10 protein-coding genes are annotated in these 10300 nt (G+C 31.5%); 5 read left to right on the forward strand and 5 right to left on the reverse strand.

Annotation, left to right across the window (positions count from 1 at the left end; translation table 11 throughout):
* Positions 1 to 363 precede the first annotated feature (363 nt).
* On the reverse strand, positions 364 to 954 hold the full coding sequence (locus tag Q0C58_RS00760; protein ID WP_290696384.1) for a carboxymuconolactone decarboxylase family protein: 591 nt from the start codon (positions 952 to 954) through the stop codon (positions 364 to 366).
* Between the two features lie 59 nt (positions 955 to 1013).
* Here Q0C58_RS00760 and Q0C58_RS00765 point away from each other — a divergent pair, with 59 nt between their 5' ends.
* From Q0C58_RS00765 to Q0C58_RS00780, 4 genes are all read left to right on the forward strand, one after another.
* Entirely contained in the window at positions 1014 to 1436 is a 423-nt protein-coding gene (locus Q0C58_RS00765; protein ID WP_290696386.1) for an OsmC family protein, read from the forward strand.
* Between the two features lie 51 nt (positions 1437 to 1487).
* Positions 1488 to 3179, forward strand: a complete 1692-nt coding sequence (gene recJ / locus Q0C58_RS00770; RefSeq protein WP_290696388.1) for a single-stranded-DNA-specific exonuclease RecJ — start codon at positions 1488 to 1490, stop codon at positions 3177 to 3179.
* An 80-nt stretch (positions 3180 to 3259) separates the two neighbouring features.
* A complete protein-coding gene (locus Q0C58_RS00775) occupies positions 3260 to 4366 on the forward strand; it encodes an OmpA family protein (RefSeq protein WP_290696389.1) in 1107 nt (368 codons plus the stop codon).
* 57 nt (positions 4367 to 4423) lie between these two features.
* Positions 4424 to 5689 (forward strand): MFS transporter, encoded by a 1266-nt coding sequence (locus tag Q0C58_RS00780; RefSeq protein ID WP_290696391.1) that lies wholly within the window; start codon positions 4424 to 4426, stop codon positions 5687 to 5689.
* Between the two features lie 360 nt (positions 5690 to 6049).
* Here the strand turns inward: Q0C58_RS00780 and Q0C58_RS00785 are convergent, their stop codons facing one another.
* From Q0C58_RS00785 to Q0C58_RS00800, 4 genes are all read right to left on the reverse strand, one after another.
* Positions 6050 to 6973, reverse strand: coding sequence for an alpha/beta hydrolase (locus Q0C58_RS00785; protein ID WP_290696393.1), 924 nt, complete (start codon positions 6971 to 6973; stop codon positions 6050 to 6052).
* Positions 6974 to 7023: 50 nt separating this feature from the next.
* A complete protein-coding gene (locus Q0C58_RS00790; protein ID WP_290696395.1) occupies positions 7024 to 7776 on the reverse strand; it encodes a UDP-2,3-diacylglucosamine diphosphatase in 753 nt (250 codons plus the stop codon).
* A 201-nt stretch (positions 7777 to 7977) separates the two neighbouring features.
* The gene (locus tag Q0C58_RS00795; protein ID WP_290696397.1) at positions 7978 to 8427 is read right to left on the reverse strand and encodes a 6-carboxytetrahydropterin synthase; all 450 of its coding nucleotides are present in this window, start codon (positions 8425 to 8427) and stop codon (positions 7978 to 7980) included.
* 128 nt (positions 8428 to 8555) lie between these two features.
* Positions 8556 to 9890, reverse strand: coding sequence for an MATE family efflux transporter (locus Q0C58_RS00800; protein WP_290696399.1), 1335 nt, complete (start codon positions 9888 to 9890; stop codon positions 8556 to 8558).
* A gap of 90 nt (positions 9891 to 9980) precedes the next feature.
* Here Q0C58_RS00800 and Q0C58_RS00805 point away from each other — a divergent pair.
* Positions 9981 to 10300, forward strand: a 320-nt coding sequence (locus tag Q0C58_RS00805; protein WP_290696401.1) for a universal stress protein, incomplete at its 3' end; no start/stop codon positions are given.

A 10300-nucleotide genomic window follows, 5' to 3' on the forward strand; every position in this document is an offset into this window, starting at 1 on the left:
AAAAGAAGATAGTCCTTGGGGATTCGAGATTAATGCAACCAATATTTTTGATACCAAATTTAAACAAGACAATAGTTTTAGCGACTTTTTAATAAGCGATAGTCAAACTTTTATTTTACCAAGAATAATCATGTTTAAAGTGGCTTATAAATTGTAATTAGGTGCTCGCGAAAAGGATAGAACGGTTTGTTTGAAATCCTTTTTTGCAAAAAAAGATTGAGTAGTGATAGCCTGTTTTTTGCTTTTTTTGCAAAAATTTGCCCAAATAGTACGTTTAAAAACCTCACTATCTCTAGCAAGGTTTTATCTATATTTTCAACAGTAAGATACTGCCTACTGCAACTGTTTTTACTGCAAACTTATTTAAACATGCTTCCCAACTTCAAAACCATGTTTGCCTAAGTATTGGTTTCCGCTATCAATAGCATCACCTTCAAGCGTTGTTCCCATAGAGTCGTTCCATCTATTTAAGTAACCAAATAAAGAAATAACACCTAGCATTTCTACAATTTCACCTTCGGTCCAATGGTCGTGCAAACGTTTTTTAATATCACCATCAACTGCATTCGGCACTTGAGAAGCAGCCAACGAAAAGTCTAAAGCAGCACGTTCAGCGTCGTTAAAAGCTGCATGCGTTCTATATTCCCAAATATTATCTAACTGTTCTTGTTCTGCACCATAACGCTCTGCGGCTCTAATAGCATGTGCTTGGCAATATCTGCAACCTGTTGCATTACTAGAAACCCATGCAATCATACGTTTTAAAGCAGAAGTTACTTTGCCTTCGTTAGCCATTACGGCTTTATTTAGGTTTATAAAAGCTTTAGAAATAGCTGGTCTACGTTGCATGGTTAATACAGAATTAGGGCAAAAACCTAAAGTTTCATTAAAAAATTCTGCTAGTTTTTTTGTTTCTAAATCGTGTTCTGGATCTAATGGTGTAACTAATGGCATAAATATATTTTTTAGTAGTATTTTTGAATGTATCAAAATTAACGAAAAATTATTCAATTATGTCACATAAAGTCACAACAGTTTGGAAAGAAAAAATGATTTTCGAAAGTGATAATCCAAATGGTTATCAGTTTAATTTAGGCAAATCGGAAAATAGTAACGACCCTTACAAACCTTTAGGGCCAAAAGCTACTATGTTATCCTCTTTAGCAGCTTGCTCTGGTTTAGATGTAGTTTCTATTGCAGAGAAAATGAAAACAGAATTTACAGATTTTAAAATAGAAGTAGAAGCAGAACTTACAGATGAGCACCCAAGAACATACCATACAGTACTTGTAGATTATTATTTTTATGGTAGTGCTTTAGACGAAAAAAAGATAAAGAAAGTTGTAGATCTTTCAGTTGAAAAGTATTGTGGAGTTATGGAAATGTTTCGTCAGTTTTCTAAGGTGAAAACACAAATTCATTTTCATCACGCTTAGAGTTTGGGTAAGCAAACTATTCACTTTTAACTATTCATTTTTCACTAAACCATGCGCTGGACTTTAAAACCAAAACCAAATCTTGAAACTGTACAGTTTTTGCAACAGGCATTAAAGGTTGAAGAATCTATTGCATCACTTTTGGTACAAAGAGGTATAGAAACTTATGAGGAAGCCAAAGATTTTTTTAGACCAAGTCTAAGCGATTTGCACGATCCTTTTTTAATGAAGGATATGCAAAAAGCAGTGGAGCGCATTGAAAAAGCAATAGAAAACAACGAAAACATATTGGTTTATGGAGATTACGATGTAGATGGAACAACAGCGGTTTCACTAATGTCTTCGTATTTAAAAAGCGAATACCCAAATGTTGCCACTTACATTCCAGATCGTTATGGAGAAGGATACGGAATTTCTCTTAAAGGTATTGATTTTGCTGAAGACAATAACTTTAGCCTAATAATTGCACTCGATTGTGGTATAAAAGCGATAGATAAAATCGCTTACGCGGAAGAAAAAAATATCGATTTTATAATTTGCGATCACCATAGACCAGGAGAAAACATACCAAATGCAGTTGCTGTTTTAGATCCAAAACAAGACGATTGTAATTACCCTTTTAACGAGTTATGTGGATGTGGTGTTGGTTTTAAACTTATTCAAGCATTAGCTTCAAAAAAAGGAAAAACCATTGAAGATTTAGTAGAATATCTTGATTTGGTTGCCACAGCAATTGGTGCAGATATTGTTCCTATTACTGGAGAAAATAGAACTCTAGCTTATTTTGGTTTGCAGGTTATAAACCAAAAACCAAGAGCAGGATTTAAGGCCATAATAAACCAAATGAAAAAAGACACACTCACCATTACAGATGTTGTGTTTAATATTGCGCCTAGAATAAATGCTGCTGGAAGAATGAAGCATGGACAATATGCCGTAGATTTATTGTGTGAAACCAATGTTGAAACTGCCGAAGTTTACGCTAAAGAAATAGAAGATTTTAATACAGACAGACGTGAAACAGATAAACAAATTACAATTGAAGCTCTCGAGCATATCAAAAAACAAAAAGAACAGAAAAGGTTTACTACTGTTGTTTATAGCCAAGACTGGCATAAAGGTGTTATTGGTATTGTTGCTAGTAGATTAATAGAAACCTACTACAGACCAACGTTAGTATTTACAAAAAGTGGCGATAAATTGGCAGCTTCTGCACGTTCTGTAAAGGGTTTCGATGTTTATAATGCACTAGAAGCTTGCTCTGAATTTATAGAGCAATTTGGAGGTCACAAATACGCTGCAGGTTTAACGTTAAAAGAAGAAAACTACGAAGCCTTTAAACAAAAGTTTGAACAAGTAGTAGAAAACACAATTGATAAACGATTATTAACTCCAGAAATTAGTATTGATGGTGCTTTAGAATTAAACCAAATCGATGATAAGTTAATGCGAATTATTCGCCAGTTTGCGCCTTTTGGACCAGGAAATATGTCGCCAGTTTTTATGAGCAATAATCTTCAAGACACTGGTTATGGTAAATGTGTAGGAGAAGACGATAAGCATTTAAGGATTACTGTAAAACAACCTAATAGCGATAAAATAGTGTGTATAGGTTTTGGGTTAGGAGATAAGTTAAACCTAGTTAAAGATAAAAAGACATTTAAAGCGGCTTATTCTATAGATGAAAATGAATGGAAAGGTAATGTGTCATTGCAATTGAAGTTAAGAGATTTAAATGAATAAATTGGTGAAGTAGTACTTTAAGATTTTTAAAACCTGACAGGTTTAAAAAATAACTTTACATAGTTTTCGTTTAATTAAATATGAAACTAAAGATTACGCTAATTTGTCTTTTTCTCTTCTTAAGTATTACTGCTCAAAATTTGGTATTAAACCCAAGTTTTGAAGACTATAATGACTGTCCAAAATTTAAAGGAGATTTTCATGAGAATGTTACTAATTGGTCATGTTCAAATTATGGTTCTACAGATTATTTTAACGATTGTAATAACGAATTAAGCTACTTAAATTACGTAGGCTACCAAACTCCAAGAACAGGAAAAGGTTATGCTGGTATTTACACTTTTGCACCAGGCAGCTATAGAGAGTATATTCAATCAGATTTATCTTTAAAATTAACAAAAGGAATAAAGTATTTAATTACATTTTATATTAGTCTATCAGACTGTTCATCGCATAGTAATAATAATTTTGGAGTACTTTTTACTTCAGTAAAATTAGACAATAAAAGCAAAGATTTTATTCATTTAAAGTATCTAGAGCGTGATGCTATTAAATACAAATATTCAATTATTACGGATAATAATTTTTATTATAATACTCAAGAATGGACTAAAGTTACTTTAGAATATAAAGCAGACGGTTTTGAAAAATTTATGACCATTGGTAATTTCGATACTAATAGAAAAATTAAGACAAAAGAAGTTTGGAATTCAGCCGAAAGACAATTTGCTTATTATTATATTGATGATGTTAGCCTGATACCAAGTCATTTAATAAAAGAAGAGATTGAACCAAAAATTGAAGAAAAAACCGCAAATGAAGAAATTACTCTAAAACCAGAAATAACTTACACCTTTAAAAACGTATTATTCGAGTTTAATAAAGCCCAATTATTAAACACTTCTATTGAAGAATTAGATAAATTAAGTATTCATTTAAAAGAAAATAAAAACCTTAATATCGAAATTTATGGACACACAGATAATGTTGGATTAACCAAAAGAAACCAAGAATTGTCTTTACAACGTGCACAATCTGTTTCAAACTATTTAATTTTAAAAAGCTTAAAAAAAGAACGAATTAACTGGTTTGGTTTTGGTAGCTCTAAACCTGTGAAATCTAATAACACTGAAAAAAATAGAGCTAAAAATAGACGCGTGGAATTTAAACTAATTGATAAAAAGTAAAATAAGAGCTATCCTTATTATACTTTTGTGCTAAATTTTATAATAGCCAAACGTTTAATGACCAAAAAAGACCCATACGCAGCACTTAGAATTAAAGAATTTAATATTTTTTTATTGGTGCGTTTTGCATTGATTTTTGGTTGGTCTATGCAGTTTATTGTTATCGAGTGGCAAGTGTACGCGTTGACTAATAATCCATTGTCATTAGGTATTATTGGTCTTTGTGAATTTTTACCAGCTTTTTTTCTAGCACCTTTTGCTGGACATATTGTAGATAAAAAAGAAAAACGTAATCTCTTTATACGTTGTATCGCTTTGTTTTCTTTAATAAGTTTTGGTTTATTTTGGCTAACGACAGAAACCATAGCATCTTCATGGGAAACCAATACTATTTTATACGGAATTTATGGATTAGTATTTTTTGGTGGTGTTTTAAGAGCTTTTTTTGGACCAACTATTTTTTCGCTTATTGGACTTCTTGTTCCTAAAAAATTATACGCTAATGCTGCAACATGGAGTAGTAGCACCTGGAAAGGCGCTAGTGTTTTTGGCGCCTTATGTGGTGGCTTTTTAATTGCTGGAATAGGTGTAAATTATACACTTGGCATTATATTTTTACTAGTAATGTTATCATTAGTGTTAGTATTTAAAATAGAAAAAAAACCAATTTTAAATATAGGGAATAACGAATCTGTTAAAGAAAGTCTTAAAGCTGGACTTAACTTTGTTTTTAACGACAAAGTTATTTTAGGTGCATTAACCTTAGATATGATTGCTGTTTTGTTTGGAGGAGCAGTTGCCATTTTTGCTGTATTTGCTACAGATGTTCTGGATGCAGGACCAAAAGGATTTGGTATATTAAATGCAGCACTTTCTTCTGGAAGTATATTAACCATGTTAGCAACAACATACATACCAATTACAAAAAACACAGGAAAGAAATTGCTTATTTCAATTTTTGGATTTGGTGTTTTTATGATACTCTTTGGCGCTTCGAAATTGTTATGGCTTAGTATTTTTGCATTATTCTTTTCAGGTGTTTTTGATGGTATTTCAATGGTAGTTCGCCAAACAATCCTTCAACTTAAAACACCAGACAATATGCGAGGGCGTGTAGGCGCTGTAAACTCTATGTTTGTTGGGTCTTCTAACGAGCTTGGCGCTCTTGAAAGTGGTTTAGCTGCACGAATTTTTGGTGCGCCTTTAGCCGTTGTACTTGGAGGCACAGTAACGCTTATTATTGTTGGTATAATAGGTGTTAAAAACAAACCACTACGTGATCTCGATTTAACAAAAGATATTGAAGCACACGAAAAAGATTAAATCTAATCCCTGTTATTATAATGTGCTTAACAAGCGCATTTTTAATAATGTAGTTAGTTGTGCTTATAAGGTAATTGGGTGATATTTTAGAAATTGTGAAAGTAATGTTAATATTTTTTGACAAAATCACAGATTAACCAAATCTATCGTAGAATGAGATTAACAAATTTTTTAGACCTATAATAGCTGTAACAGCAAGTGCATTTCCAGAAGATCGAGCAAAATCACTTGCAAGCGGAATGCATGATTTTATAACAAAGCCAATTATTTTTAATAAACTACAAGAAACAATCTATAAACACATGTGTGATGATTTTAAAGAGTAAAAATTTAATTTGTTTTTAATCAATTTTTTTCTGATTAAAAATCTAAAATGATTTTAGTAATAATATTAGGTTGTTCTTCTTGTATAAAATGTTTTGCATCTAAAATGTGAATATTTTCCATAGAAATATTTAAATCTTTAGAAACTGTTTTGCTTTGAGCACTCCAGCTTAAGAATGAATCGTTTTCTCCCCAAATAACTGCGATAGGTATTTTTATTTTAGAAACAATAGCGTTGTAATTAGTTAAGTCATTGCAGGTTTTAGAGAAAAAATAATACATACCTCTTGTTTTACCTTCTTTAAGTGGTTTTTTATAACCTTCAACGTCAATTTTATTTAATGTGTTTTTTGTTAATCCTTCTTTAAATAATTTGTTGAGCATTAGATTTGTTGTTATACCATTTCTGTAACTCCACATAGCTGTTTTAGCCACAAACCCAGGTTTAAAACGTATAGGAGGTTTAAAACCATCTTCATAAATAATAGTATTTAAAATAATAAGTTTATTAATACGATTGGGCTCTTTTTTAAACAGTTCCCAAGTCCATAAACCACCAGCATCATGCATAACGTGTGTCCAGGTTGTAATACTTAAATAATCCATTAAAGCGAGCAAACGCTCTGCATGTTTGTCTTCAGAATAAATAGCGTAACCTTTAGGAGAATCGCTACTACCAAAACCTAACATATCTGGAACAATAACACGATGTGTTTTAGAGAGTTCATCTATCATTTTTCGGTACAACCAGCCCGAAGTAGGAATACCATGTAACAAAACAATAACATCTCCCGAGCCTTTATCTATATATTTAATAGCACCATCTTTAGAATCGAAAGACTTTTGTTGTTCACGATATGCGGAATAAGTTATCTGGTTCTCTATAAGTGCCTTCGATTGAAAGGGTTTGCAAGAAAATAAAACACTTTGTATTATAAGTATTAAGATTAATTTTTTCATAATCAAGACAAAATTTATAATTATTGTGAGGTTTTAGAAGCGTAAATAAATTAGTATTCCTTTAATTCCATCGTTTCACCATCAAAAACACCATAAGTATAATAACTTACCCAATCGCCAAGATTTATATACCTTGAAGTACCATTTAACTTAATATCTAGAGGTAAATGTCTGTGTCCAAATACAAAAAAATCACGATGTTTAGTTTCTAGTTTTCGTTTACAATATTGAGCTAACCACTCGTTGTCTTCACCTAAAAACTTAGCATCATCATCACCAGAAATCATTTTATTTTTTACAGACAAGTGTTGCGCTAAACGCATACCAATATCTGGATGTAACCATCTGTAAAGCCATTTAGAAAGCGGATTAGTAAACACCTTTTTCATGCGTTTATAACCTTTATCACCAGGTCCTAAACCATCGCCATGACCAATAAAAAAAGTTGTCTTGTTAAAAGTATATTCTTGAGGTTTATGAAAAACTGGGATATTTAGTTCTTCTTCAAAATATCCATTCATCCATAAATCGTGATTACCTACAAAGTAATAAATTGGGATTCCAGAGTCGCTAATTTCTGCTAATTTACCAAGTGTTCTAGTAAAACCTTTTGGAATAACAGTTTTATATTCCATCCACATGTCAAACAAATCACCTAAAAGAAATATTGCAGCAGCATCTTGTTTAACCTCATCTAACCAAGCGACAAATTTTTGCTCACGTGGAAATGACTGGGCTTTCGTTGGAGCACCTAGATGATTATCTGAAGAGAAATATATTTTCTTTCCTTTTGGAATTTGCATAGTGTAAATATAACTAATTCTTAAAATTACAGAAATTTATAATTATTTGGGCGTTACCTAAAGGTCGGGCTTTCGCAAGTCGCTCTCTGCGAGGAGCTTCAACAATTGCTCAATCCCTAACGCATCTATTTACTAAGTTCTTTACAATTACCAAAACCTTTCTATATTAACTTCAAGATTACTGCCTGTGCAGGAATTGGGTTAGTTTTCACTCGCATACCACTCTGCATACGAACTATCAGTTTCCTGAAGCTTTAAGGAATGTAACGCTATGTTTTCTGGTAAACGTTTTTTAATTTTTTCGGCAAAATCAATCACCATCATTTCACTTGTTGGCTGGTAATCTACTAACAAAACATTGTGACCTCTGTCTTTTAGCTCTTTTGCTAACTCAACATGTGGTGTGTTTTTATTAAACACGGTTGCATGATCAAACACGTTAACAATTTCTTCTTTTACAATCTTTTTTAAATCGGTAAAATCTATAACCATTCCAAATTTCACATTGGTGTTATCCGAAATTGGCTGACCAAATACCGTAACAGAGAGTTTATAACTGTGTCCATGTACATTTTTGCACTTTCCGTCGTAGCCATAAAGAGCATGACCAGTCTCAAAAGAAAAAAGTTTAGTAATACGAATATTTCCCATTATCTGCGGTTTTTGTATCTATTATAAATGTAGATTATAATGATTACAAAGGCTAGAATAGCAAAAAACCCACTACCTCCTAAAAAGTTTAATATTTCCATAAATTTAATATGCTTTAAGTATCAAAGTTAATTCTTTTGTGATAGTGGGAAAAATTCTTTTCTAAATTTTATTATTAATGGTAAACCACGAACAACAATCCATAGTGTTAGAGCTATAAAAATCCCTATTAATTTTAAATTGTATTGGTCTAAAACATAAAGTATAGGTAAGAATACAGCAAATGTAGATATCAATAATAGATTTCTTAAATCTGCCATTTTACCAAGTCCTTTAAACATGCCATCGAATATAAAAGCCAAAGCACACAAAGGTTGCATGGCTAAAACAATCCAAAACACTTTATAAAACTGTTTTAAAACGTCTGGTTCTTTAATAAATATTTTTCCTATTGGATAGTAAAATATTGCGCCTAAAAGACCAATTAATAAGCCAATTGCAATACCATACTTAATTAAACTATTACTTAAAGTTATCAGTTTATTATATTCCTTTCCGCCCAATAATTTTCCAGATAAAATATTACCAGCACTTGCATAACCATCTATTAAAAAGGCTCCTAAAAACCATAAATTTATAGCAATAGTGTATGCTGCAATGTATTCGTTACCATAACCTGTAGCAAAACGTGTGGCAAAATATAGTGTTACATTTAAGGCTATTGTTCTAATAATTAAGTTACCAATCATTAATAAAAAGCGATTAATTTCTTTATTAAAAGGAAAGCTAAAAACTAAAGGAATATCTGTTTTTTTAATAAGGTAATATCCAGAAAGTACAGCCATTAATAATTGTGCAATTACACTTGCATAAGCAGCGCCTTGAATATGCATAGCAGGAACTAAATCTGCAATACCATAAACCAGTGTATAGTCTAAAATAATGTTAGCACATGCACCAATTATTGCTATAATCATTGGGTAATAGGTGTTTTGCAAACCTCTAAACACACCAAAAACAGCTATAGTAAACAGCGTAAACGGAAAACCAAAAACACGAATATTATAATAGTTTACAGCATATTCTAGAATTAGATTTTGCGCATTATAAAGTTTAAAAATACTTTTAGCAAAAGGATACGTGCCAATAATAATTAACACACTCAAAGCAGTAACAATAAAAATAGCTTGAGCTGGTAGGTTTTTTACTTCGTCTAATTTGTTAGCTCCTAAATATTGTGAGACAATAGACGAAATAGCGCTTCTAGTTTGACCAAACACCCAAATTAGCATTGATAAAAAGGTAGAAACAATACCAACAGCAGCAAGAGATTCTGTAGCATTTAAATCTACATTACCAACTATAGCAGCATCTGTTAGAGATAATATAGGTTCAGACACACCAGCAATAAGTGCAGGAATAGCTAATTTATTTATGTGTTTTAAGCTAATATTTGTACTCAAAATTAGTTTAGGTTTTGGTCTAGGCGAAGGTCGGAAGATTTAGTATAAAAACTGTATTTTTGTAATCTAAATACGATTAATCAATATAATATGAAAAATATTTTAGTTCCAGTAGGCTCATCTGAAAATGCTAAAAGCCATTTACAATATGCTGTAGATTTTGCAAAAGCTACAGGAGCTAAGCTTTATGTTGTTCAAGTATATAATGTGTATACAAAAGCAGGTACAATGATTAAAATAGATCATATTATTGAACGTGAGAGTAAAGCTTTTTTAGAGCATCATGTATCGCAAATTGAACACAAAGGAGTAGAAGTCGTTATTAAAACGTTTAAAGGTAAACTTGTTAGTACAATAGATTTAGTTTGTAAGACGTTTAATATTGATTTAATAATTTTAGAACCAAGAAC

It is taken from the genome of Lacinutrix sp. (assembly GCF_023299985.1).
In the GTDB taxonomy this organism is placed as follows: Bacteria; Bacteroidota; Bacteroidia; order Flavobacteriales; family Flavobacteriaceae; genus Lacinutrix.

What these genes read in the sequence shown, in the direction of transcription:
- Q0C58_RS00760 (WP_290696384.1), bottom strand. Translation starts at nt 954, where the DNA reads ATGCCATTAGTTACACCATTAGATCCAGAACACGATTTAGAAACAAAA.
- Q0C58_RS00765 (WP_290696386.1), top strand. Translation starts at nt 1,014, where the DNA reads ATGTCACATAAAGTCACAACAGTTTGGAAAGAAAAAATGATTTTCGAA.
- recJ (WP_290696388.1), top strand. Translation starts at nt 1,488, where the DNA reads ATGCGCTGGACTTTAAAACCAAAACCAAATCTTGAAACTGTACAGTTT.
- Q0C58_RS00775 (WP_290696389.1), top strand. Translation starts at nt 3,260, where the DNA reads ATGAAACTAAAGATTACGCTAATTTGTCTTTTTCTCTTCTTAAGTATT.
- Q0C58_RS00780 (WP_290696391.1), top strand. Translation starts at nt 4,424, where the DNA reads ATGACCAAAAAAGACCCATACGCAGCACTTAGAATTAAAGAATTTAAT.
- Q0C58_RS00785 (WP_290696393.1), bottom strand. Translation starts at nt 6,973, where the DNA reads ATGAAAAAATTAATCTTAATACTTATAATACAAAGTGTTTTATTTTCT.
- Q0C58_RS00790 (WP_290696395.1), bottom strand. Translation starts at nt 7,776, where the DNA reads ATGCAAATTCCAAAAGGAAAGAAAATATATTTCTCTTCAGATAATCAT.
- Q0C58_RS00795 (WP_290696397.1), bottom strand. Translation starts at nt 8,427, where the DNA reads ATGGGAAATATTCGTATTACTAAACTTTTTTCTTTTGAGACTGGTCAT.